At 71.9% G+C, this 24,614-nt stretch carries 19 protein-coding genes; 6 read left to right on the top strand and 13 right to left on the bottom strand.

Annotation, left to right across the window (positions count from 1 at the left end):
• Positions 1–12: 12 nt before the first annotated feature.
• The 4 genes from D3272_RS10250 to D3272_RS10235 form a co-directional block, all read right to left on the bottom strand.
• Positions 13–996, bottom strand: coding sequence for an ABC transporter permease (locus tag D3272_RS10250; protein ID WP_129219064.1), 984 nt, complete (start codon positions 994–996; stop codon positions 13–15).
• Positions 983–2,494 (bottom strand): sugar ABC transporter ATP-binding protein, encoded by a 1,512-nt coding sequence (locus tag D3272_RS10245; RefSeq protein ID WP_129219063.1) that lies wholly within the window; start codon positions 2,492–2,494, stop codon positions 983–985. Before D3272_RS10245 ends, D3272_RS10250 begins: the two co-directional genes overlap by 14 nt.
• Positions 2,495–2,582: 88 nt before the next feature.
• Complete coding sequence (locus D3272_RS10240; RefSeq protein ID WP_129219062.1) at positions 2,583–3,497, bottom strand: substrate-binding domain-containing protein; 915 nt, start codon at positions 3,495–3,497, stop codon at positions 2,583–2,585.
• Between the two features lie 587 nt (positions 3,498–4,084).
• Complete coding sequence (locus D3272_RS10235) at positions 4,085–5,005, bottom strand: LysR family transcriptional regulator (protein WP_129219061.1); 921 nt, start codon at positions 5,003–5,005, stop codon at positions 4,085–4,087.
• 110 nt (positions 5,006–5,115) lie between these two features.
• Here D3272_RS10235 and D3272_RS10230 point away from each other — a divergent pair, with 110 nt between their 5' ends.
• The 4 genes from D3272_RS10230 (at position 5,116) to mbfA (ending at position 9,143) form a co-directional block, all read left to right on the top strand.
• Positions 5,116–6,423, top strand: coding sequence for a CitMHS family transporter (locus D3272_RS10230; protein WP_129219060.1), 1,308 nt, complete (start codon positions 5,116–5,118; stop codon positions 6,421–6,423).
• Positions 6,420–7,763 (top strand): acyclic terpene utilization AtuA family protein, encoded by a 1,344-nt coding sequence (locus D3272_RS10225; protein WP_129219059.1) that lies wholly within the window; start codon positions 6,420–6,422, stop codon positions 7,761–7,763. Before D3272_RS10230 ends, D3272_RS10225 begins: the two co-directional genes overlap by 4 nt.
• The gene (locus tag D3272_RS10220) at positions 7,760–8,122 is read left to right on the top strand and encodes an AtuA-related protein (RefSeq protein WP_129219058.1); all 363 of its coding nucleotides are present in this window, start codon (positions 7,760–7,762) and stop codon (positions 8,120–8,122) included. The genes D3272_RS10225 and D3272_RS10220 overlap by 4 nt, the downstream gene beginning before the upstream one ends.
• Positions 8,123–8,183: 61 nt before the next feature.
• Positions 8,184–9,143, top strand: a complete 960-nt coding sequence (mbfA, locus tag D3272_RS10215) for an iron exporter MbfA (RefSeq protein ID WP_129219057.1) — start codon at positions 8,184–8,186, stop codon at positions 9,141–9,143.
• Positions 9,144–9,159: 16 nt separating this feature from the next.
• On the opposite strand, the gene D3272_RS10210 is transcribed toward mbfA, so the two are convergent.
• Together D3272_RS10210 and D3272_RS10205 are read right to left on the bottom strand one after the other, a co-directional pair.
• Positions 9,160–10,185, bottom strand: coding sequence for a type 2 periplasmic-binding domain-containing protein (locus D3272_RS10210; protein WP_129219056.1), 1,026 nt, complete (start codon positions 10,183–10,185; stop codon positions 9,160–9,162).
• Positions 10,186–10,259: 74 nt separating this feature from the next.
• Complete coding sequence (locus D3272_RS10205) at positions 10,260–12,290, bottom strand: phospholipase C (RefSeq protein ID WP_165361299.1); 2,031 nt, start codon at positions 12,288–12,290, stop codon at positions 10,260–10,262.
• Positions 12,291–12,525: 235 nt separating this feature from the next.
• Here D3272_RS10205 and D3272_RS10200 point away from each other — a divergent pair, with 235 nt between their 5' ends.
• Positions 12,526–13,263: a COG4705 family protein gene (locus D3272_RS10200; RefSeq protein ID WP_165361298.1), complete on the top strand. Its 738-nt coding sequence runs from the start codon at positions 12,526–12,528 to the stop codon at positions 13,261–13,263.
• 30 nt (positions 13,264–13,293) lie between these two features.
• Here D3272_RS10200 and D3272_RS10195 read toward each other — a convergent pair whose 3' ends face one another.
• The 5 genes from D3272_RS10195 to D3272_RS10175 all read right to left on the bottom strand — a co-directional run bounded on the left by D3272_RS10195 (position 13,294) and on the right by D3272_RS10175 (position 19,259).
• The gene (locus tag D3272_RS10195; RefSeq protein ID WP_129219053.1) at positions 13,294–14,208 is read right to left on the bottom strand and encodes a metal ABC transporter permease; all 915 of its coding nucleotides are present in this window, start codon (positions 14,206–14,208) and stop codon (positions 13,294–13,296) included.
• Complete coding sequence (locus D3272_RS10190) at positions 14,195–15,010, bottom strand: metal ABC transporter ATP-binding protein (RefSeq protein WP_129219052.1); 816 nt, start codon at positions 15,008–15,010, stop codon at positions 14,195–14,197. Before D3272_RS10190 ends, D3272_RS10195 begins: the two co-directional genes overlap by 14 nt.
• A complete protein-coding gene (locus D3272_RS10185) occupies positions 15,007–15,882 on the bottom strand; it encodes a metal ABC transporter solute-binding protein, Zn/Mn family (protein WP_129219051.1) in 876 nt (291 codons plus the stop codon). The genes D3272_RS10190 and D3272_RS10185 overlap by 4 nt, the downstream gene beginning before the upstream one ends.
• A gap of 149 nt (positions 15,883–16,031) precedes the next feature.
• Entirely contained in the window at positions 16,032–17,969 is a 1,938-nt protein-coding gene (locus D3272_RS10180; RefSeq protein ID WP_342634173.1) for a potassium transporter Kup, read from the bottom strand.
• A 72-nt stretch (positions 17,970–18,041) separates the two neighbouring features.
• A complete protein-coding gene (locus tag D3272_RS10175; RefSeq protein ID WP_129219050.1) occupies positions 18,042–19,259 on the bottom strand; it encodes an outer membrane beta-barrel protein in 1,218 nt (405 codons plus the stop codon).
• A 358-nt stretch (positions 19,260–19,617) separates the two neighbouring features.
• Here D3272_RS10175 and D3272_RS10170 point away from each other — a divergent pair, with 358 nt between their 5' ends.
• The gene (locus D3272_RS10170; RefSeq protein WP_245496479.1) at positions 19,618–21,774 is read left to right on the top strand and encodes a PAS domain-containing protein; all 2,157 of its coding nucleotides are present in this window, start codon (positions 19,618–19,620) and stop codon (positions 21,772–21,774) included.
• Between the two features lie 72 nt (positions 21,775–21,846).
• On the opposite strand, the gene D3272_RS10165 is transcribed toward D3272_RS10170, so the two are convergent.
• Together D3272_RS10165 and D3272_RS10160 are read right to left on the bottom strand one after the other, a co-directional pair.
• Positions 21,847–23,148 carry an ATP-binding protein gene (locus tag D3272_RS10165; RefSeq protein ID WP_129219049.1) on the bottom strand — a complete coding sequence of 434 codons (1,302 nt, stop codon included), beginning with the start codon at positions 23,146–23,148 and terminating at the stop codon, positions 21,847–21,849.
• A gap of 41 nt (positions 23,149–23,189) precedes the next feature.
• The gene (locus D3272_RS10160) at positions 23,190–24,443 is read right to left on the bottom strand and encodes an NAD(P)-binding domain-containing protein (protein WP_129219048.1); all 1,254 of its coding nucleotides are present in this window, start codon (positions 24,441–24,443) and stop codon (positions 23,190–23,192) included.
• Positions 24,444–24,614: the final 171 nt, after the last annotated feature.

Below are 24,614 nucleotides of genomic sequence, written 5' to 3'. Positions count from 1 at the left end.
GTCGCGCCAGTCTCAGCGCTGGTCGCGCCCGATATAGATGGCCAGGAGGATGATGCCGCCCTTGATGACGTTCTGGACGTAGGGGTCGACATGGACCATGTTCAGGCCGTTGTTGAGCACGCCGAGCAGGAGCGCGCCCAGCAGCGTGCCGATGATGGAGCCGCGCCCGCCGCTGATGGCCGTCCCGCCCAGCACCACGGCGGCGATGGCGTCGAGCTCGAAGCCGACCCCGGCGTTGGGCTGGCCGCTCATCAGCCGTGCCGTGATGACGATGCCGGCGATGGCGGAGGTGAGGCCGCTGACCGCGTAGACGACCATCTTGAACCGCCCGACCCGGACGCCGGACAGGCGCGTGGCCGCCTCGTTGCCGCCGATCGCGTAGACGTAGCGGCCGACCGGCATGCGCTCCAGCACCAGCCAGGCGACGGCATAGACCACGATCGTGATGACGATGGGCATCTGCAGCCCGAGGACGTTGCCGCTGCCGAAGAAGGCGATCCACCCCGGCAGCCCGTCGATCGGGTAGCCGTGGGTGTAGATGAGGGCGAGCCCGCGGGCGATCCCCATCGTGGCGAGGGTGACGATGATGGGCGGCATCCGCCCGTAGGCCACGAGCGCGCCGTTGAACACGCCGAAGGCCACGCCCACGGCGAGGCAGGCCACCAGCGCCAGCACGGCGTTGACGCCGCCGATCATCAGGCCCGCCGCCAGCGTGCCCGACAGGGCCATGACGGAGCCCACCGACAGGTCGATGCCCCCGGTCAGGATGACGAAGGTCATGCCGACGGCGATCAGCGCGTTGATGGAGACCTGCCGCCCGACGTTGCTGAGGTTGTTGACCGACAGGAAGCTGTCGGAGGCGAAGACCATGATGAGGCACACGACGGCGAGCCCGATCAGCGGGTAGAACAGCGTCGAGCGCCGCAGGGCCGCGAGGCTCGTCCCGCGCACCGGCGCCCGGATGTCGCCCTTGGCGGCGGGTTCAGACGAGCTCATCGGTTCTCTCCTGCGTGGCCCATTTCATGATCGTCTCGGGATCGATGGCGTCGCGCTCGAGGGTGTTGACGAGCTTGCCGCTCCTGAACACCGCGACCCGGTCGCACATGCCGACGATCTCGGGCAGTTCGGACGAGATCATCACGATGGCGTAGCCGCGCGCCGTCAGCGCCCGCATCAGCACGTAGATGTCGGCCTTGGCCCCGACGTCGATGCCGCGCGTCGGCTCGTCGAAGATGAGGATCCTGGTGTGGTGGTTGAGCCAGCGCGCGATCACCACCTTCTGCTGGTTGCCGCCCGACAGCGTTTCGACCCGCGTCTCCATGCTGGGCGCCTTGACGCCGACCCGGCGGATCACCTCCGCGGTCGACGCCACCTCCTTGCCGCCGTCGATCAGCCCCAGCCGGGCGCGGTACTTGCCGAGGTTGTTGATCGAAATGTTGTCCCGGATGGCGAAGGGGATGATGAGCCCGTCCGCCTTGCGGCTCTCGGGCAGGATGCCGATGCCCTGGCGCAGCGCGTCGGCGGGATCCGTGACGGTCGTGGCGCGGCCGTCGATCTCGATGCGCTTGCGCTGGCACGGCAGGGCGCCGATGACGCCGAGCGCCGTCTCGGTGCGGCCGGAGCCGACGAGGCCCGAGAACCCCAGGATCTCACCTTCGCGCAGTTCGAAGGCGTTGACGGGCCCGTCCTTCTCGAGCTGCAGGTCCGACACCCGGAGCACGACCCGGCCCGGCCCCGACCCGGCGGGCTTGGGCGGATAGCTGTTCTCGATGCGGCGGCCCACCATCATCTGGATCAGGGCATCGGTCGTGGTGCCGGCGACCGGCACGGTGCCGATGTAGCGGCCGTCGCGCAGCACCGTGATCCGGTCGCAGATCTCGAAGATCTCCTCGAGGTGGTGCGAGATGAAGATCATCCCGACGCCCTGCCGCCTGAGGTCCCGCATGACGCGGAACAGGTGTTCGGCCTCGGTGTGGGTCAGCGTCGCGGTGGGCTCGTCGAGGATGAGGATCCTGGCGTCCTGCGACAGGGCCTTGGCGATCTCGACGAACTGCTGCTGGGCGACGCTGAGGCGGCCGATCGGCACCGACAGGTCGAGCTCGACGTTCAGCCGCGCGATGATCCCCGCCGCCGCCCGCCGCATGCTCGTCCGGTCCAGCAGCCCGAACCGGCCCCGCTTTTCCCGGCCGAGGAAGATGTTGTCGACGGCGTCGAGGTCGGGGATGAGGCTGAATTCCTGGAACACGATCCCGACGCCGGCCTTCGCGGCCTCCTCGGCGCTCTGGAAGCGGCGCGGCACCCCGTCGATGACGATCTCGCCGCCATCCGGCCGGGTGATGCCGGCGAGGATCTTCATCAGGGTCGACTTGCCCGCCCCGTTCTCGCCGAGGAGGGCGTGCACTTCGCCGCCCAGCAGGCTGAAGTCGATGTCGGACAGCGCCTGCACGCCGACGAAGGCCTTCGAGATGTTCTTGAGTGCGAGAACTTCGCCCATGTCGCCTCCCCCGGGCCTCCGCGCTTGGGCCGCCCCGCGCGGGCGCGGGGCGGCCTCGTCGGGCGCGGGGCTGCCCGCGCCCGTCCCGTCACCAGGTGAAGGTTTGGGCCGCCTTCTCGTCGATCGGGGTGACGTCGACCGGGATGGCGGCCGGGACATGCGCACCCCACAGCTTGGCGAGGGCGATGCCGATCGCCAGCCGGATCTGGTCGCGCGGATACTGGGCGGTGGTCTCGATGAACTTGGAGCCGGGCTTCTTGATCGCGTCGATGGCTTCGGGCGCCCCGTCCACCGAGGTCAGCTTGATGTCCTTGCCGCTCGCGTCGATGGCCGACAGGGCGCCCATGGCGCCGCCGTCGTTGACGCTGAAGATGCCCTTCAGGTTCGGGTGGGACTCGATCATGTTCTCCGTCACCGAGAGGGCGGCGGCCCGCTCCTGCTTGCCGTTCTGCGTGTCGACGAGCTTCAGGCCCGGCATCTTGGCGAGCGCGTCCTTGCAGCCCCGGACCCGCTCCAGGATCGGCACGACCGGGATCCCGTCCAGGATCGCGACCTCGCCCGAGCCGCCCAGCGCCTTGCCGAGCGCCTCGCAGGCCATCAGGCCGGCGTCGTAGTTCTTCGACCCCACGAAGCTGTCGACCGGCCCCTTGGCGTTGGCGTCGACCGCCACCACCACGACGCCGGCCTTGTGGGCCGTGTTGACGGCGGATTCGATGCCCGTCGTGTCGGTCGGGTTGACCAGCAGGATGTTGATCTTCTGCTGCACCATGTCCTCGACGTCGCTGATCTGCTTCGACACGTCGTGGTGGGCGTCGGTGATCACCACGGTGGCGCCGATGGACTTGGCGGCGTCGTTCAGCGCCTGCTGCATGGTGACGAAGTAAGGGTTGTTGAGCTCCTGGAACGTCATGCCGATCTTGATCGGCTCGGCCGCCTGCGCGGCGATGCCGCCGGCCAGCAGCGCGACGGACGCCAGCATCACGGTCTTGAACTGTGTCGACATGGTTGGTCTCCCCCCGGGGTCTCGTGTTGTGATTGTCGGTGTGTGGTGCCGATACGCAGATGCCGACGCCGCGGGCGCCGTCGGCCGAGGGCCCGCACCGAACCGGTGCGGCGCCGGGACGATCGGCCGGGCAGACATGCCGCGGAGCCGGCCTCGTCGAGGAAGCCCGTCGGGGTCGCGGCCCCGTGGGCCGGCGTCACCGCGGCGCGAGAACGGCGGCTTCGGTCGGATGGCGCGCAGCAAGGTGTTGGCGCGCAGCGGCGCGATGGCGCGCAGCAGGGCGATGGCGCGCAGCGGCGCGATGGCGCCTAGCAGGGCGCCCACGCCCGGCGTCGATCGGTGTCGACGACATCGTCCCTCCCCGTGCCAGGATCGTCTTCGATCTCTTCCGCGCCCCGATCCGTCCCGCCGGCCGTCCTCGGCCGAGGGTGCGCGGGGCACCTCGAAACCATACACGCCAGTGGACCGGAAACTAGCGGCTCGGAAGCGCTCGACTTATACTCTCTTGCAGGGTGCAGCGCACAATAGAGCCATGCGGGGCGCCGTCGCGCAAATCATCACTGGAGCATCGGCAGCCCGGCGCGGCGTCACGGCCCGTCCGCTTCGGACAGGGACGCGGCGCGGCGCGCCTCGGCCACGATGAGGTCGAGCAGGACGGCGGCCGCCGGCGACAGGGACCGGTTGGCCCGCGTCACGATCCCCATCTGCCGCCGCGTGGCCGGCCGCGCGAGCGGGCGCCAGGCGAGGCCCGGGGGCGCCGCCAGCGGCAGCGTCAGGCGCGGCAGCGCCGTGATGCCGAGCCCCGCCGCCACCAGGCGCCCGGCCGTCCCCAGGAAGGCGCATTGGAACAGCGGCGTCACGGCGAGCCCGGCCTGGAGGAACACCGCATCGGTCATCAGGCGCACGCTGCTGGCCGGCGCCATGGCCACGAAGGGCCTCTGGGCGAAGACCGACCACGCGGGCCCGTCCCGCGCCGCCAGGGGGTCGTCGTCCCGGCACACCAGGCCGAAGGCGTCGGACAGCAGGGGCCGGTAGTCGAGCTGGGCGGAGGGCGGCGGCTGCACGGTGAGGCCGATCTCGGCGCGCCCGTCCCGCACGGCGTCGAGCACCGGGCCCGACAGGGCGTCGGCGATCAGCACCTCCACGTCGGGCCGGTCCGCCGCCAGGGCCGCGATGGCGGCGGGCAGCAGCACGGCCGCGATCGACGGCAGGGCCGCCACCGTGACGCGGCCGCGGCCGCCCGCCACGAAGCGCGCCAGCTCACCGTAGGCGCCGCCGAACTCCGCGCCCAGCCGCTCGGCGATGGGCCTCAGTTCCGCCCCGACGGGGGTCAGCGCCACGTTGCGGGTGTTGCGGTCGAACAGGCGGGCGCCCAGGGCCTCCTCCAGCAGGCGGACCGTGCGGCTCAGCGCCGGCTGCGACAGGCCGAGGCGGCGGGCCGCTGCGCTGAAGCTGCCCGTCTCGGCCACGGCCTGGAAGCAGAGCAGTTGATGCGGGGTGGCTTTCATGCGCGCTCGACATCAATTCATGTCCTGAATGCGTTTGTTGCATGGATTCACGGGGCCCGATAGCGTCGGGAGCACGATCGGCCCCAAGACCGACACGCTCCGGAGGATCCATGCTCGCCCTGCTCGGCACCGCCACCGTGCTGGTGCTGCTCGCCACCATCATGCTGAACCTGCTGTCGCCGCTCGTGGCGCTGATCGCCGTGCCCATCGCCGCCGCCCTGCTCGGCGGTTTCGGCCTCGGCATCAGCAAGCTCATCGTGGCGGGCATCGCGTCGATCGCGCCCGTGGCGGGCATGTTCGTCTTCGCCATCCTGTTCTTCGGCATCATGACCGACGCCGGGCTGCTCGACCCGATCATCGCCCGCATCCTGCGCGTCGTCGGCGTCCGGCCGACCCGCATCGTGATGGGCACGGCCCTGCTGGCCCTGCTGATCCACCTCGACGGCTCGGGCGCGGTCTGCTTCCTCATCACCATCCCGGCGATGCTGCCGCTCTACGACGGGCTCGGCATGGACCGCCGCGTGCTGGCCTGCGCGGCCTCGCTCGCCGCCGGGGTCAATTTCCTGCCCTGGACCGGGCCGACGCTGCGGGCGTCCGCGGCCCTGAAGATCCCGGTGGCGGACATCTTCAATCCCATGATCGGCGTGCAGATCGTGGGCCTCGTCTTCGTCTTCGCCACCGCCTGGTGGCTCGGCCGCCGCGAGGAGAGGCGCCTGGGCCTCGGCGGTGCGGGCGACGGCAGGCCCCCGCGCGCGCCGGCCGCACCCGAACTCACGCCCGAGCAGCGCCGCCTGCGCCGCCCGCACCTGTTCTGGGTCAACCTCGCCCTGACGGCCGCCGTCATGGCGGTGATGATCGGCGGCTGGGTCGACCCCGTGGTGATGTTCATGGTGGGGGTGGTGCTGGCGCTGGTCATCAACTACCCGGACGTCGCCGAACAGCGCGCCCGCATCGACGCCCATGCCAAGGCGGCGCTGCTCATGGCCAGCATCCTGCTCGCCGCCGGCGTCTTCACCGGCATCATGACGGGGTCGGGCATGCTGAAGGCCATGGCGAGCGCCGCCGTGTCTTTCGTGCCCTCCGACGCCGGGCGGCAGATCCCCGTCGGGCTCGGGCTGATCTCCATGCCGCTCTCGCTCCTGTTCGACCCGGATTCCTTCTACTTCGGCGTGCTGCCGGTCGTGGCGGAAGTGTCGAAGACCCTGGGCGGGCAGCCCATCCAGGTCGCCCAGGCGGCCCTCCTGGGCCAGATGACGGTGGGCTTCCCGGTGAGCCCGCTGACGCCCGCCACCTTTCTGGTGGTGGGGCTCTCCGGCATCGAACTCGGCGCCCACCAGCGCTTCACCATCCCCTACCTGCTCGCCGCCTCGGTCATCATGACGGCGGCCTGCGTGGCCTTCGGAGTCTTTCCCCTATGAGGACGGTCAGGATCGGGGCCGGCGCCGGCTATTCGGGCGACCGGATCGAGCCCGCGCGCGAACTCGCCGAGAAGGGCGGGCTCGACTACCTCGTCTTCGAGTGCCTGGCCGAGCGCACCATCGCGCTGGCGCAAGCCGCCCGCCGGGCGGACCCGGGCGCCGGCTTCGACCCGCTGCTCGCGGACCGCATGCGCGCCGTGCTGCGCCCCTGTGCCGAGAGGCGGGTCCGCATCGTCACCAACATGGGCGCCGCCAATCCGTCGGCGGCGGCGCGAGAGACGGCCCGCATCGCCGCGGAACTCGGCCTGTCCGGCCTCAAGGTCGCGGCCGTCACGGGCGACGACGTCACGGCGGCCATCCGCGGCGCCGACCTGCCCCTGATCGAGCGCGCCGGGCGCACGGCGGACGTGGCCGCCACCATGGTGTCGGCCAATGCCTACCTCGGGGCGGCGCCGATCGTGGCGGCCCTGGCGGGGGGAGCCGACGTCGTCGTCACGGGCCGGGTCGGCGACCCCGCCATGTTCCTGGCGCCGCTGATCCACGCCTTCGGCTGGGCCATGGACGACTGGGTGCGCCTCGGCCGCGGCACCCTCGTGGGCCACCTGCTCGAATGCGCCGGCCAGGTCACCGGCGGCTATTTCGCCGATCCCGGATGCAAGGACGTGCCGGACCTCGCGCGCCTCGGCTTCCCCCTGGCCGAGGTCGACGAGGCCGGGGACGCCGTCATCACCAAGGTCGAGGGATCGGGCGGGCGGGTCAGCCGGGCGACCTGCACGGAGCAACTGCTCTACGAGGTGCACGACCCGGCGCGCTATCTCCAGCCCGACGTGGTGGCAGACTTCTCCGGCGTCGCCCTGCGCGAGGTCGGACCGGACCGCGTCGCCGTGTCGGGCGCCACCGGGCATGCCCGGACCGAAACCCTGAAGGCCTCGATCGGCTATCACGACGGCTTCATCGGCGAGGGCCAGATCTCCTATGCGGGCGCGGGGGCGCTGGCGCGGGCCCGGCTGGCGCGCGCCATCGTCGAGGAGCGCTTCCGCCTCACCGGCCTCGAAGCCTCCGAACTCCGCTTCGACCTCATCGGCCTCGACGCCGTCCGCCGCGGCCCGCCGGTTTCCGCGCCGAGCGAGCCCGCCGAGATACGGCTGCGCGTGGCGGGGCGCACCGCCACGCTGCGGGACGCGCGCCGCATCGGCAACGAGGTCGAGACCCTCTACACCAACGGCCCGGCAGGGGGCGGCGGCGCCTGGTCCTCCGCCCGCGAGGTGCTGGCCGTCGCCTCCACCCTCGTGCCGCGCGACTGGGTCACGCCGGCCGTCGCCTACGAGGTCGCCCCATGAAGCTGCGCGAGATCGCCCACGCCCGGACGGGCGACAAGGGCGACGTGTCCAACATCTCCGTCATCGCCTACCGGGCCGAGGACTACCGGCTCCTGCACGCCGTGCTCACGGCCGAGCGGGTGCGGGCCTATTTCGGCGACACGGTGCGGGGCGGCGTCCGGCGCCACGCGTTGCCGGCGCTCTGCGCGCTGAACTTCGTCATGGACGGGGCGCTCGGCGGCGGCGTGACGCGGTCGCTGGCGCTCGACCCGCACGGCAAGTCGCTGTCGTCCTCGCTGCTCGACATGGAGCTGGACGACGGCGGCACGGCCCCCCAGGCGGCGGCGCCCGAACTGCGGCCGCCTGCATCGGGGTGTTGACGGGCACCGGCGACCTTTCCTATGCAGTCTGGAATTAGAACATTTCCAGACTGGATCTTCCATGAAGCGCTTGGACGAACTCACCGAAGCCGAGATCCTGGCCCTCGCCGTCTCCAACGAGGAGGAGGACGGGCGCATCTACGCCGATTTCGCCCACGCGCTGCGGGCCGACTATCCCGACACGGCGCGGGTGTTCGACGACATGGCGATCGAGGAGAACGATCACCGGCGCCTGCTCATCGAAACGTTCCGGAGCCGCTTCGGCGAGCACATCCCCCTCGTGCGGCGCCAGGACGTGAAGGGCAACATCGCCCGCAAGGCCGTCTGGCAGGTCCGCGCCCTCGGCGTCGACGCCATGCGCCGGCAGGCCGCCGAGATGGAGCGCGACGCCGAGCGCTTCTACCGGGGCGCCGCGGCCCGCTCGACCGATGCCGGGATCCGCAAGCTGCTGGGCGACCTCGCCGAGGCCGAGGCGGGACACGAGCGGTCGGCGGTCTCCGCCACCGAGAAGCGCCTGCCGGGGGACAGCCGGGGACGCGAGGACGAGGACGCGCGGCGGCGCTTCGTCCTGCAGGTCATCCAGCCCGGCCTCGTCGGCCTCATGGACGGCTCGGTCTCGACGCTGGCGCCGGTCTTCGCGGCCGCCTTCGCCACGCACAATTCCTGGAACGCCTTCCTGGTCGGGCTCGCGGCCTCGCTCGGCGCCGGAATCTCCATGGGCTTCGCCGAAGCCCTCGCCGACGACGGCAAGTTGTCGGGGCGCGGCACGCCGCTGCTGCGCGGCCTCGTCTGCGGCCTCATGACGATCGCGGGCGGCATCGGCCACACGATCCCCTACCTGATCCCGGCCTTCGCCACCGCGACGGCCGTGGCGGCCGTCGTGGTGGTGATCGAGCTCGCCGTCATCGCCTGGATCCAGTGGCGCTACATGGACACCCCGCCGGTTTCGGCGGCCGCGAAGGTCATGCTGGGCGGCGGCCTCGTGCTGGCGACCGGCATCCTCATCGGACAGGCGGGCTGACCGGGGAGCGCCGGCGTCAGCGGATCGTGTCGGGCACCATCAGGCCGCCCTGGCTGCGCAGGGCGTTGTCGCCGCGCGGCAGCTTGAGGTCGGAGCCCTCGCCGAGGTCGCGGTCGAAGATCTCGGCGGCATTGCCGACCGCCCCCAAGGCGCGCACCGCCCAACCGGCGTCGACCACCGCGGCATCGATGCCCGGAAGCGTGCCGCCGAAGGACCGGAACAGCGGGTCCTGGCTGTCGCGCAGGGCTTCGGCATGGGCCATGTCGACCCCGGCGGCCTCGGCCTGCAGCGGCAGCGACACGACGGAATCCACCACCTCGCTCCAGGCGGGGTCGCCGCTCGCCACGGCGGGCGACAGGGGCAGCACCGAGTAGCGTTCCGGCAGCAGCAGGAAATCACTGGTCCGGGCGTGGAAGGCGGTCCTGTCCTCGGCGAGGCGCGACGCGCTGCCGAAGAGGGCATCGCACTTGCGGCCCACCACGGCGCCGAGCATCTCGCCGTTCTCCTCGAAGGGCCACGGCGTGTAGGCGACGTGGCGCCGCGCCGCCTCGGCGACGAGCGCGTCCTCGCCCTCGGTGGCCGGGGCGTAGCACACCACGCGGCCCTGGAGGTCGGCGAAACTCCTGATCCCGGCGTCCTTGTGGACCAGCAGGGCGTCGCCGTCGAGGAACATGGGGCGGGCGAAGCTGGCGCCGAAGGCGATCGCCGCCGAGGTCGAGGGCGTCGCCCCCATCAGGACGTCGATCTTGCCGGTCCCGAGGTCCTTGAACCCGATCTGTTCGGACTGGACCGAGACGATGGTGGCCTTGCCCGGGCCGCCCAGGACGGCCGCCGCGAGGGCACGGCACATGTCGGTGTTGAATTCCGGCAGGGACGCATGCACGTCCTCCTTGCCCCAGTCCTCGGGCTGGTTCACCACGCCGCAATTGAGCGTGCCGGCCGCCCTGACGCGGTCGAGGACCGCACCGGCCTCGGCCGGCGATCCCGCGAAGGCGGTTCCGAGCGCGGCCACGGCGACCGCCAGGGTGAGTGTCTTGTTCATCGAGCTGTCCGATCGCGGGATGGACGGCCGGGCGCGGGGCCCGGCCGTCCGATGGCTTGCGGTTGGGGCGTGCGTCAGGGCGTCCAGGTGCCCGACGAGGGCGTGCCGGGCGTCGCCACCGGGCGGGGATTGAAATCGGCCGGGGGCGGGTCGAGCAGCACGCCGTTCCGGTAGTCGGTCGGCGTGATGTTCAGCGTCGCGCAGCCGCGGCCGGCGTAATGGGGCAGCGCGTGGACCTGCGCGGCCGGGATCATGGCGTAGCTCGCCGGCAGCGGCGGCTGCGTCCCGGTGAGGCGCGCGTTATCGAAGGCGTCCGACATGTCGCTCATCCGCTGGACGGAGTCGATGTCGGCGGGCCCGAGCTTCGACTGGCCGAACTGCGACTGGCCGGCGACGAGGGCGGCGGCTTCGTCGGGCAGGTCGCCGAGCGGCGTCAGGCCGAACAGGTTGTTGATGAACTTGATGACGGTCGAATGCTCGGCATATTGGTGCAGCGCCACGTGGGCCAGACCGTAGGGGGAGATCACGATGGCGGGGATGCGCTGTCCGCCCGCATAGGCGCCGCCGTCCGGGGAATAGTTGCGGGGCGTGAAGGCGGCGTGGTCGTAGTTGCCCGACGTCTCGTCGTAGGTGATGATGATGGCGCTGTCGGCCCAGTAGGGGCTCATCGCGATGGCGTTGATCTCGTCGGCGAGCAGCGATTCGGAGATCTGCGAGTCCGAATAGGCCGGGTGGTCGTCGTTGCCGGCGAAGGCGGCCTGGACCGTCGGGTTCGGATCGAGCGGCTTCTGTCCGTCGAGGTTGCTGTAGCCGCCGCGGACGTAGAACACGCCCTCCTTGGGCAGCGCCCGGTTCGCCACGTCGGTGTAGAAGTCCCCGAGGCCGTGCAGGTTCAACAGCTCCTGCGTGTTGTCGCCGAGGTAACCGAAGTACTGTGGGCCGTTGTGGTGGACGATGTAGCTCGAATGCGAGGCCTGCCCGGCCGCGTCGTAGGTCTCGTGGTCGTAGCCTTCCTGGTACCAGCCCCAGGGCACGTTGGTCTTGTTCTGCCGGGCGATGGTCTGGATGTCGTTCTGGACGTCCAGGAGATCGAGGGTGGGGTTCTCGTCCGCCTTGATGATGTTCTGGATCTGCGGGCCCATGAAGGACAGCGGCAGCGTCGCGTAGGTCTGGTTCACCGTCGGCGTCTTGGGGCTCTCGTCGGGACCGTAGGGCGGCTTGACGGCGGCCGTGTCCTTGTTGGACCCCGGGAAGGGACCCGGGTCGCCCGTGACGGGGACCGACGCCGACTGGTCGGGGTGCTTGACCCACTGGGTCTCGCCGCCCTGGCCGGCGATCATCGCGATGGCGTTGGGGGTCGAGGGCCCGTTCACCGTCATGTGGAAGTTGTCGTAGACGGCGAAGCGGTCGGCATACTGCCACATGAACGGGATGGTGTCGCAGTCGACATGCGCCATCGGCACCTCGCCGGACTGCTTCTGCGCCAGCGTGGGCCGGGTCGTGGGCGGCAACAGGGTGGTCTTCGACACGATCTGGCCGCTGGCGTTGACGGTCAGCCCCTCGTTGTCGAGGGCGAACCGGTCGTTGCGCGCCGTTCCGGTGGCGGGGTCGATGTCGATGCTGTTGTCGATGCCGGTATGGCCGTGGTCGACGTCGGCGAGGTCGGCCGGGTAGAGCGGCACGGTCGCGCCGTTCGCCGCCGTGATGGTCAGGGGCACCAGGAACGGCGAGATCGTGCCGACGCTCCCGTCGGTGTTGACGATGCGCTGGACGATGCCCGGCGCGTTGGGCTTCAGCGCCCCGTTGGCGAAGAGGCCGTTCACGCCCGGGAACGTGCCGAAATACTGGTCGAAGCTGCGGTTCTCCTGGAACAGGACGAAGACGTGCTTCACGCGCTGCTTGAGCAGCGCGATCTTCTGGGCGTGGGTGAGGCTGGGCGCCAGGCTCGGGACGCTGGCGAACTGCCTGACGAAGTTGCTCGAATCCGGCATCACCGTCATCGAGGCATCGGCTTGCGACGTTTGGGCTGCCGCCACGGGGACGTGGAGCAGTGCCGCCACCATCGACAGGGCCGTGGTGGAACGGAGAAGGCGGGAAAGGCTCATCGGGGCTCCGAGATGGCGGTGCCGCGATCTCGACGAGGCGGCGGTTTCATCGCCGCATTTGAGCCACATCCCGGTGACGGTTTGGTGACGGACTGAGGGCAAGGCCACTATCGAACGACGCGGGGCAGCGACACGGGGCGTCGGCGGCGCATGATCCTCCCCCCTCGATTGTCACGAAACCCACATGTCCCGGCGTCAGACGGAGATGGTCTTCGCCGCGGCTCCGAGATCTGCCATGAAACCTGTCAACGTCCCTTCCGTCGGCCCCCGCTACTGGACAGCGCTGGTCCTGGCCAGCGCCTTCGGGGCCAACACGGGCGACTTCGCCGCCCACGACCTGCACCTCGGCCACACGCTCGGGCTGCTGCCGCTCGCCGTGATCTTCGCCGGCATCCTCGTGGCCGAGGCCCGCAGCCGCGTCACGACCGAAGCCTTCTACTGGTTCGCCATCCTGACCATGCGCACCGCCGCCACCAACCTCGCCGATCTGGCCGACCACGACCTGCATGTCGCGCCCCCGGTGGTGATGGCGGTGCTGGCCCTGGCCCTGGCGGCGCTGGTGCTGACCGATCGGGACCCGCTCGCGCGGCTGGCCGGGACCGACCGGGGCGTGCCGGTGACCGACGCCCGCTATTGGCTGACGATGCTGGTGGCGGGGGTGCTCGGCACGGCGCTGGGCGACTACGCGGCCGACGACCTCGGCCTCGAGGCGGGCCTCGCCGCCGTCATCAACCTCGCCATCCTCGCCGCCCTGCTCGGCCTCGGGCGCTGGTCCGGGTTCCAAAGCAAGGCCGCCTATTGGATCACCGTCGTGGCGGTCCGGACCGCCGGCACCAACGTCGGCGACTGGCTGGCGAGCCGCCACGGGCTGGGGCTGGGGCTCGCCCTCAGCACGACGCTGACGGGCCTCGCCTTCGGGGCGCTGGTGGCGCTGTGGCGCCCCCGGCCGGCCTTGGCGCTGCACGCGGCCTGAAGCCGGCCGAGCCCGCGGCCGGCCGCGCCCTCAGTCCAGCTTGGCGTCGAGCGCCGCCGCGTCCGCCTGGAAGCGCCGGTGCGGGTCCGGCGGGACCGACGCCGCCCCGGGTCCCGGCGTCCGCGCCGCGCCGAGCCGCCGCGCCGACGCGCGGGCCGCCGCCACGGGCGCCGCCGCCAGGCTGAGCCCGTAGACCGCGGCCGAGAGGGCGGTGATCCAGAAGCTGACGGGCCAGTCGGTGAACCAGGCCAGCACCAGCCCGCCCCAGGCTTCCGCCACGGCGAGGGCGGCCGACAGCGCCACACCCGCGCCGAAGCGCGAGGACAGGTTGCGGGCCGCGGCCCCCGGCCCCACCATCAATGTGAAGACCAGCAGGACGCCGACGATCTGCGCCGATTCCGACACCGCCACCGCCACGATGCCCAGGAAAGCGGTGGACAGCAGGCGCAGCGGCACCCCGCGCGCCTCGGCGAGTTCGGGCTGCAGGCTGGCGAAGAGCAGCGGCCGCGAGATGCAGGCCAGGGCCACGATGCTCGCCACGCCCAGCACGGCCAGCGAAGCCAGGGCCGCCCGGTCGACGCCGAGGACGTTGCCGAAGAGCAGCGCCGTCGCCTGCGTGGCGAAGGCCGTGTAGAAGTGCAGGAACAGGAGGCCGAAGCCGAGCGCCAGCGACAGCGTCATGCCGATGGCGACGTCGCGCGCGCTGAGCTTCTCGCCCAGCGCCCCCATGGCCAGGCCCGCCAGCAGCGTGAAGCCGACGAGACCCCACAGCGACGGGACGCCGATCAGGATCGCGCCCGTGGCCCCGGTGAAGCCGACGTGGGACAGGGCATGCCCGGCGAAGGTCTGGTTGCGCAGCACCAGGAAATAGCCGACGAGCCCGGACAGCACCGCCACGATGCCGCTGGCCAGGAACGCGGTGCGCATGAAGTCATAGGCGAGCACGGGCGGGTTCCTGATGAGGCCCGTCGCAGGCCGTCGACGGGGGCTGAACGTCCGCCGCCACGACGAAGATGCGCCGGCCGGCGCGGACCACCTCGATCGGCGCGCCGTAGAGCTTCGACAGGACTGGCCCCGTGATGACGTCGTCGACCGCCCCCAGCACGGCCCGGCCGGCGCCGACGTAGAGGACGCGGTCGATCGCGGTGAGCAGCGGGTTCAGTTCGTGGGCGCTGAACAGCACGGCGATGCCGAGCTCGTCCCGCAGGCGGGACGCGAGGTCCACCGTGCCGCGCTGGTGGGCCGGGTCGAGGCTGATGAGGGGCTCGTCGAGCAGGAGCAGCTTGGGGCGGCCGATCAGGGCCTGGGACAGCAGGAGCCGCTGGCGTTCGCCGCCCGACAGCTCGCCCAGCGGCCGGCGGGCGATGGCCGTCGCATCCACCATGTCGAGCGCCCAGGCGACCTCCTCCCGCGCCCTGGCCGTCCGGCGCGGCAGGCCCCAGCGATGGCCGTCCACCGCGCCGGACACGAGGTCCCACCCGGTCGACCGCGGATCGGGCTGGGCGCGGAGCTGCGGCATGTAGCCGATCCCCCCACGTCCCGGCGCGGCGGGGGCGCCCGACACCAGGATCCTGCCCTCGCGCGGCCGGACGAGGCCCAGGATGGCGCGCATCAGGGTCGTCTTGCCGGCCCCGTTGGGGCCGAGCAGGCCGACGAACTCGCCGGGCGCGATCGCGAAGGACGCCTGGGACAGGATCGTGCGCCCCGCCAGGTCCAGCGTGACCCGGTCGAAGACGACGAGGCTCAAGAAGCCTTGCCCGACAGCGCGCTGTCGAGCGCGTCGAGCTGGGCGAACATCCAGGCCTGGTAGGTCTTGCCGGCCGGCTCCGTCTCGCTGACCCCGACGATGGGGATCTTCGAGTCCTTCGCCAGCGCCACGAGGCGCTTCACCGCCTGGTCGTCCGCCTGGGCATTGTAGATCATGACCTTGACCCTGTGGTTCTTCAGGTCGTCCTCGAACGCCGCGACATCGGAGGCCGAGGGTTCGGTGTTGTTCATGACGGCCAGCTGGAAGGCCTTGTTGTGGACGTCGAGGCCGATCAGCTCCGCCATCAGGCCGAAGACCGGCTCCGAGGCCGTGACCGGCGTGCCGGCATATTTGGCCTTCATGGCGGCGATCTTGGCGTCGAGCGGCTTCAGCGAGGCGTCGAAGGCCGCGGCGTTGCTCTTGAACTCGGCCTTGGCGGCCGGGTCGGCGGCGGCGAACCGCTCCGCCATGGCGCCCGCCACGGCTTCCATGGTCCGGGGATCGTACCAGAGGTGCGGGTTGTCGCCGGCCTTGCGCCCCATCAGGTCGGCCGCCACGATCTCGGCGCGCCCGGGCGAGGGGTCGGCCGCCAACAGCTTCTCCATCCAGGGGTCGTAGTCGACGCCGTTGCGCACCACCACCTTGGCGGACTTGAGCGCCCGCGCCGTGGAAGGATCGGCCTCGAAGAGGTGCGGGTCCTGGTCCGGGTTGGACAGGATGCTGGTCACCGCCACGGCCTTGCCGCCCACCTGCCTGGCGAGGTCGCCGTAGAAGTTCTCCGCCGCCACGACCGTGAGGCCGGCGGCCGAGGCCGGAAGCGTCGCCAGCAGGGCGAAAGCCCCGGCGAGGAGGGCCGTGTGGCGATGCGTCATGGGTGTCCTCGTCCGTCGGTCGGGCCCGGCCGGCGGAGGTCCCCGCCGGCTTCGGATGGAAAGTGATGCTATAATATAACCTTCGCGCTTGTCCAGAGTTCCGGCCCGGCCCGGCCCGACGCCGGGTGGGCGGCGCCCCCGCCATGCCCTCAGATGAACACCTGGCGCCCCAGTTCCACCGTCCGGTCGGCGGGCAGGCGGAGCACGTCCCCGACGTGGCTGGCGTTCCGCTCCAGCGCGGCATAGACGGCCTCCTGCCACCGCGGCAGGCCCTTCCCGTCGTCGCGGTGCATGATAGTGGCGTGGCCGACGTAGTAGGTGGCGTCGTCGAGGCCGAGGTCGCAGCCGTGCTGCGCCGCTTCCCGGAGCAGGACCGGGATGTCGGGATGTTCCATGAAGCCGTATTGGGCCCGCGCCCGCCAGAAGTTCGGGGCGATCTCGTCGATGGCGAGGTGCTCGGCCTCGGCGACATAGGGGACGTGCCCGGTCTCCACCGTCAGCACCACGATGTTCTCGTGCAGCGCCTTGTTGTGCTCGACGTGCCAGACGAGCGACGGCGGCACGTCGGTGGCGGTGCGGGTGAGGAACACGGCCGTGCCGGGCACCCGCGGCGTCCTGCGCGCCACCGCCTGGGCGGTGAAGTCGCCGACCGCGACGGTGTTCTCGTTCAGCCGCGCCGAGACCGCCCGGGTGCCGCGGTGCCACACCCACATCACGCCGTAGACGAGCGCCGCCAGCAGCAGGGGCACGTAGCCGCCGTCGAGCAGCTTGACGAGGTTGGAGGTGAAGAAGGCGAGGTCGACGACGAGGAAGCAGCCCGCCACCGCGCCCGCCACCGGGACGCTCCACCGCCAGATCTCCCGCATGGCGATGAAGAGCAGCACGGTGGTCATCAGCATGGTCAGCGACACGGCGATGCCGTAGGCGCTGGCCAGGCTGTCCGACTTGCGGAACGCCAGGGCGAGCCCGAGCGTGACCAGCATGAGCAGCCAGTTGACGGCGCCGACGTAGATCTGCCCGTAGCCCTCGGCCGAGGTCTGGGTGACCATGAGGCGCGGCATCCAGCCGAGCCGGATGGCCTGCCGCGTCATGGAGAAGGCGCCCGTGATAATGGCCTGGCTGGCGATGATCGTGGCGAGCGTCGCCAGGATCACGAGCGGCACCAGCAGGGGGCCGGGGCACAGCCGGTAGAAGATGTTGCCGTCGACCTGCCCCTGCTCCAGCACCATGGCGGCCTGGCCGGCATAGTTGATGACGAGGCAGGGGAAGACGACGGCGACCCAGGAGAGCCTGATGGGCCGCGAGCCGAAATGCCCCATGTCGGCGTAGAGCGCCTCGGCCCCGGTCACGCACAGGAAGACGCCGCCCAGGATGAGGAAGGCCTTCAGGCCGCCGGAGACCAGGAAGGCGAGTCCGTAGCGCGGGTCGAGGGCGGCCAGCACGGCGGGATGATGCAGGATGCCGCCGATGCCCATGGCGGCGAGCGCCAGGAACCAGAGCGCCATGACGGGGCCGAAGGCCTTGCCGATCGTCGCCGTGCCGAAGGGCTGGATCACGAACAGCGCCACCAGGATCGCCACGGCGGCGGGCAGCACCCAGGGCTGGAAGGACGGCGCCACCATGTTCAGACCTTCGAGGGCCGACAGGACGGAGATGGCCGGCGTCACGGCGCCGTCGCCGTAGATCAATGCGGCACCGAACAGGCCGATGGCGACGATGACGGGCCGTTTGCGGGCCTTGCCGCCGACGAGGGCCATGAGGGCCAGGATGCCGCCCTCGCCGTGGTTGTCGATGCTCATCGCCACCGTGACGTATTTCAGCGTCGTGACGACCACCAGCGTCCAGACCAGCAGGCTGAGGATGCCCAGCACGGTCGGGGCGTCGGCCCGGCCCACCGTGTCCAGCACCGTCTTCAGCGTGTAGAGCGGGCTCGTGCCGATGTCGCCGAAGACGATGCCGAGGGCGGCGAGGCCGAGCCCCATCACGCTCGACGTCGCATGGCCATGGATCGAGCCCGTGGCGGGTCCGGTCCCGCACGCGGGCGGCTTCTGGTCCAGGGCAGATGCGTTCGACACGGCGACGTCCATGGGTTGGCTCGGGGCTCGCGCACCCGAACGTGCTGGGCGCCGTTGCTGGCACACGCGGCCCGACGGGGCGAGCTAGAACGTGACCCCGCCCTCGACCGTGAACCGGTCCTGCGCGGTCCGGTCGCCCATGCGCCCGAACCCGGTGCCGGCCAAGCCCGCCGCCGCATCGCCCTTGGCGATGCCCGCCAGGCCGACATGGGCATATTCTCCCCGCAGCACGAAGCGGTCGAACGTGAAGGTCGGCGTCACCGTGAAGGAGGCGGCGGCCGAACCCGGCCCGTAGAGCAGGCTCGTCGTGCCGGACCCGCGCGTGCCGGTCTGCTGCTCGTATTCCGCCCGGCCCGCGAGGGCGAAATGGTCGGTGAAGGCATAGCTCGCCAGGACGGCGCCCCCGTAGGTCGAGGCGCCCTGGGCGATGCCGAGCCGCTCGTCGCGGCCGACATCGGTGAGCTGAAGGTAGGGTGTGACGATCCAGGGACCGTGCGCGTAGGAATAGATGAGGTTGAAGATGCTCGAATTGTTCTGCAGCAGCGGCGTGGCGTAGGTGTTCACGCCGGAGCGGCCGACGTTTCCACCCGCGTCGAAGGTGATGGTCTGCGCGTCGTCGAGCTTGTAGGCGACGAGCCCGGTGATCCAATCGAGCCGCCCGGAAAAGAAGCCGTCGGTCCCCGCCGCCGACACGGTCCAGGGGCCTTTGGCATAGTTGACCTGGACGCCCTGGTTGATGGCGTTCTCCTGGGCGAACAGCAGGCCCCGGGTGATGTCGAGGTTCTGGAACGTGAAGGTCGTCTCGGCCCCGATGAGCGTCGGGAGCCGGCCGCCCTGGATCGACCAGGCCTCGTCGAAGGCGTACCTGCCGTAGACCACGGGCACGGGCCCGAACAGCAGCCGCGTCTGGTCGAGGGTCGAGAACACGGGCGCGCCGAGCGTCGGCACGGTGTAGAGGCCGGCCTGGAGGTAGAACTGTACGGCACCGTCGGGCTTCTGGACGAAGGCCTGGAGGTTGCTGAAGTCGGCGAGGGCCGCCCGATCGCTCGGCAGCGACGTCGTCGAGGGCGGAAAGGCGTCCGACCCCGCGAAGCCGTATCCCGTGACGGCACCGCCGATGAAGACGTCGCCGAGGCCGGGCAGCGACAGGCAGCCCGGGTCGGCGTTCTGCGGGATGACGCCGCCGTAGGACGGGAAGGACAGCGCGGCCTTGCAGGGTGCGGCCGGCGGCGCGTCGGCGGCGTGGGCCGCCGCGCAGGTCACCGCCAGGGCACCCAGGCCGAAGAGAACGCGTCGCATCATGGGTGAGCCCGTCGGTCGGGGTGGAGACCCCTGGATGGGTCTCACGCCGCCGCGCGGCCGGCAAACCATGGTGGGCAACGGCCGGTGGTTTGGCGCCGAGTGTTGCGACTTGGACTCACGCTCGAACCCTTATAGAGGACGGGCGACGCTGCAGCGGGCTCCGGCCCGCCCGCGTGCCCTCCGTTACGGACGGCACCGGATGCGGCTGGCCCGCCCCGATGGCCATCCGGTTCCGGGGCGAAGCCGAATGCGCCGTGAGGCATAAAGACCGGGGGTGGGTACGCCACCTCCGGGCGGCTTTCGCGTTCGGACAGGCTCGGCGCGTTTCGCCTGTCACCCAACGCGAGTGGAAACCGGAATGGCCGAGGCGGAACTTGAGCGGATGGGCCGGCGCCTGGCCGAACTGGAGGCCGAGAACGCCGCCCTGCGCAGGGGAGCCGGGGCCCGCGAACGCCGCGATCAGGCCGACCACATCAGCGACGAGATCGACGGCACCGACGGCGGCACCGATCCCTTCGCGGCGGCCGTGCGGACCACCCGCATGCCCATGGTCATCACGGATCCGCGCCGCGCCGACAACCCGATCGTCTTCGTCAACGATGCCTTCTGCCGCCTGACCGGCTATCGGCGCGAGGACATGGTGGGCCGGAACTGCCGCTTCCTGCAGGGGCGGGACACCGACCGCGACACCGTCCGGCAGATCGGCGCCGCGGTCCGGGCCGAACTGCCGGTCAAGGCCGACATCCTGAACTACCGGCGCAACGGGGAAGCGTTCTGGAACCGCCTGCTCATGGCGCCGGTGCGCGACGCGACGGGCGCCGTGACGTATTTCTTCGCCAGCCAGGTCGACGTGACGGCCGAACGCCGCCAGGTCGAGGGACTCGAGACCGACAAGGCCGCGCTCCTGGCCGAGGTGACGCGGTCGCTCCAGGGCCAGCAGGAAGTCGAAAGCCAGCTGCGCCAGCTCAACGACACGCTGGAACAGCGGGTGGCGAGCCGCACGCGCGACCTCGACCGGGTGTGGCGCAATGCCCAGGACCTGCTGGTGGTGACCGACACGGCGGGCACGCTCCTGGCGGTGAACCCCGCCACCACGGCGCTGCTCGGGCGCTCGCGGAGCGAGATGGTCGGCGCCAACGTCCTCGCCTTCGTCCACCCGGACGACCGTCCGCCCCTCGTCGACGGCGCGCTCGACCCCGGCCAGCAAGGCAAGCCCCGCCGCGTCGTGAGCCGCTGCTTCCACGCCGACGGCAGCGCCATCTGGGTGTCCTGGGTGAGCGTCGCCGAGGACGGGCACGTCTACGGCTACGGGCGCGACGTCACGGCGGAGCGGGAACAGGCCGAAGCCCTGCGCCAGGCCGAGGATGCGCTGCGCCAGGCCCAGAAGATGGAGGCCGTCGGGCAGCTGACCGGGGGCCTCGCGCATGACTTCAACAACCTGCTCACCGCCATCTCGGGCAGCCTCGACCTCTTGGCGAAGCGCCTGCGCCAGGGCCGGACGGACGGCTTCGACCGCTACATCGACGCCGCCCAGCAGGCGTCGCGCCGGGCGGCGGCGCTGACCCACCGGCTGCTGGCCTTCTCGCGGCGCCAAACGCTCGACCCCAAGCTCACCGACGTCGACCGGCTCATCGAGGGCATGACGGACCTCATCCGGCGCACGGTCGGGCCGGCCGTGGCGGTGCGGGTGATCACGGGGCCGGAAACCTGGAACGCGCTGGTCGACCCCAACCAGCTCGAGAACGCGCTGCTGAACCTGTGCATCAACGCCCGCGACGCCATGCCGGACGGCGGCCGCCTCACGGTGGAGACCGCCAACCGCCTGCTCGACACGCGCGGCGCCGCCGTCCGCGACCTCGAGCCGGGCGCCTACCTGATGCTCAGCGTGTCGGACACCGGGACCGGCATGAGCGCGGAGGTGGTGGCCCGCGCCTTCGACCCCTTCTTCACCACGAAGCCGCTGGGCCTCGGCACGGGCCTCGGCCTCAGCATGATCTACGGCTTCGCCAAGCAGTCGGGCGGCCAGGTGCGCATCCACTCGCACCTCGGCAGCGGCACCACGGTGACGCTGTTCCTGCCGCGCCACGGGGGCCCGCTGCCGCAGGACGCACGGTCCGCGGCGGCGCCCGACCTGCAGCGGGCGGAGCCGGGCGAGACCGTGCTGGTCGTCGACGACGAGCCGACGATCCGCATGCTGGTGTCCGACGTTCTGGCCGAGCTCGGCTACGCGTCGCTGGAGGCCGGCGACGGGGCGGCGGGCCTCGCCGTTCTGCGCTCGTCCCGCCGCATCGACCTCCTGGTGACGGACGTCGGCCTCCCCGGCGGGATGAACGGCCGCCAGGTCGCCGATGCCGCGCGGGAGCTTCGGCCCGGCCTGAAGGTGCTGTTCATCACGGGCTACGCCGAAAGCGCGGCCGTGGGCGGCACCGACCTCGGCGCCGGCATGGGCGTCCTGACCAAGCCCTTCGCCATGGACGACCTGGCGAACCGCATCCGGGGGCTGCTGACGGCCTGAGCGCGGCGGGCGGCGTGAGCGCCTCGGGCGGCGTGAGCGTCGCGGGGGTCGGAGGGGCGGCGCCGAGCCCCGTCAGGGCTTCGAGCGCACGAGCTGGGCCAGCCCGGGCCACAGGCGGGGGGCCGGGGCGGACACGGCCGGCCGCCCGGCGAGGCGCAGGCGGCGCCCGAGGCTCTCGGCCGCCTCGGGATGGTGCCGCGCCAGCGTGGCGCCGTAATGCGCCACGACGTCCGGCTCGTGCCACGGCACGTCGTGGTAGAGGCCCGCGCCCGGCACGAGGTCGGGGCTCTCCGGGTCGCGCAGCATCTCCTTGGGGAAGAGCGCGACGGCGCGCGGCGCCGTCGCGTCGGGCGGCGGCGGGGCCGCGTCGCGGAACCCCGGGAACCCCGACAGCCAGGCCCCGTAGACGTCGTGGCCGAAGAGCGGGCCGAGATGGCCGCTGCCGACGGGCCGGGCGTTCATCTCGATGAGATAGGCGGCGCCGTCGTCCGCCACGATGAAGTCGAAGGACACGAACCCGGAACACCCCAGGGCCGCCACCAGCCGCGAGGCCGCAGCCTCGATCTCGGGATGGACCAGCGGCCGCACCACGGTGCTCGACCCCGTGACGGGCGGGTTCAGCCGCTCGGCCGCGAAGCTCATGCCGGCGAGCACGCGCCCGTCCCGGCACGCCACGGTGCGGAGGGCGAGCCGCCCCGCGACATGGGCCTGGAGCGTGATGGGGGCGCTCTGCGACACCGGCCGGAAGCCGAACAGCCGTCGTCCGGCCCGCTTCGCCCGCGCCCGCCGGGCCGCCGGGCCGAAGGCCGCGGCGAGGTCGGGCTCGGTGCGGACGAGGGCGACGCCGGCGCCCCCGCAGGTGGCTTCCCGCTTCATCATCAGGGGATAGCCGATCGCGGCACCGGCGGCGCGCGCCCCGTCGAGATCCTCCGCCCGCGCCTGCCGGGGCGTCCGGATGCCGAGGGACGCGGCCGCCACGATGAGCAGGTCGCGGCTGCCGGACGTCCGGTAATGGGCGGGGTCGCCGAGCGAGCGCGCCAGCAGCGCCCGGAGCCCGGCCCCGGTGCGCGGCGCGAGGGCGATGTCCCGCAGCGTCGCGGCGGCGAAATCGTCCAGCGGCACCACGGCATCGGCGGCGAAGGACGTCGCGGCGGCCTCGAGGCGCCGCGACAGCCCGAAGGCCGCCGCCAGGGGACCGCCCCGCCCCGGCAGCGCGAAGCGGCGCGTCACGCCGCCGGGGCGGGCCGCGACGCTGCCGGGCCGCGCCATGACGGCACAGGCCGCGCCGCGCCCCGCCATGTGGGACACGATGCGTTCGCATCCCGCGTCGTCGGACAGGCTGAGGAACAGGATGCGGGGCTGGCTGTCGGTCATGCGGGGTTCGCCTGGGAGGTGTGGGGCCGGCGGGCTCCGCGTCACGGGACCTGGAGGTCGGGGATGCCGGGGCGCGCGGCGGCCATGGGCCGCCGGCCCGCCTCCGCCGTCGCGAGGAGGCGGGCCGTGAGCCGCCGCGCCGTGTAGCGGGAGCCGCAGGCGAAGCGGAACATGGGGCCGAAGCTGTAGGCCGAGGGCGTCCCCACGACATAGAGGCCGGGCACGCTCGACTCGAAGTGCCGCGACAGCGCGGGCGACCGGTCCACGGTGGCGACGGCGGCGGCCAGGGCGGGATCCAGGATGGCGAGCCGGGCGAGGTCGACCCGGTAGCCCGTGGCGGCGATGACGTGGTCGACCTCCAACGTGCGGCGGCTCGCGCCCTCCTGCTCGACGTGCAGGGCGACGCGGCCCTGCGGCGTGAGCTCCGCGCCCGCCACCCGGCTCCGCAGCCAATAGGGCACGTGGCCCTCGATAACGTCCCTCACGGAATGGGCGGGCGCCGGGCCGAGGTAGCGCTGCACGATGCCGACGCGGACCCGCTCCGGAAGGGCATGGAACAGCAGGGGCAATTCGCAGCACAGCCACTTCTTCCAGCCCGGGCCGAGCGGCGTCAGCGGTGCCAGCAGGGCGTCCCGCCTGCGCCGCGCCCGTCCGCCGCCGTGGAAGCGCACCTCGGCGCGGCGGCTCACCAGCGTCACGGCGGCGCCGGAGCGCCGCAGCGCCGCGGCGGCGTCGAGCGCCGAAGCCCCCGCCCCGATGACGGCGACCTCCCGGCCCGCGAAGGCCGAATAGTCGGCGTGGCGGCTCGAATGGGTCAGGGCCGAGGCGGGCAGGCCCGACAGTTCGTCGGGAATGCGGGCGAAGCCCGCGATGCCGGTCGCCAGGACGACGCTGCCGGCCGTCACGACGGCACCGTCCTCGGTCTCGACGCGGAAGCCGGCGCGGCCCCGGGACACGCGCGTCACGCGGCGCTCGTCCCGGCGCGGCACGAAGCGCCGGCCGAACTCGACGCCGTACTCGGCGAAGACTTCGACCGGGACCGGCCAGCCGAGGTCGGCGTAGGGCAGCCCGCGCTCGCGGCAGTGATGGCCGAGCGTGAACGTGTCGCCGGGGTCCGACAGGCTCGACGCGAAGCCTTCCGACTTCAGCACCATGCCCCGCGGCATGCCCTCCCGCCAGGTCTGCATGGAGTCGCCGAACAGGCAGGCGTCGATGCCGGCGGCGGCCAGGTGCGCCGCGATCGACAGACCGTAGGGACCCGCGCCCACGATGGCGACAGAACAATGCCCGCTCATTCGACGCTCCGCTTTGATCTACGGAACGCCACGCCCGCCGACGGCACAAGCCGCAAAGCCCAACGTCGTTAAGTGGGGGTTGCCGGGACCGCGGCCTTTCCGGCCCTTCCGAAACCGACCCACCCGGCCGCGACCGGGACCAAGGCTCGCGCCGCCCTGATGAAATCGCGG

It is taken from the genome of Lichenibacterium ramalinae (assembly GCF_004137085.1).
GTDB lineage: Bacteria > Pseudomonadota > Alphaproteobacteria > Rhizobiales > Beijerinckiaceae > Lichenihabitans > Lichenihabitans ramalinae.
This window is presented reverse-complemented; position numbering and strand designations above follow the sequence as displayed.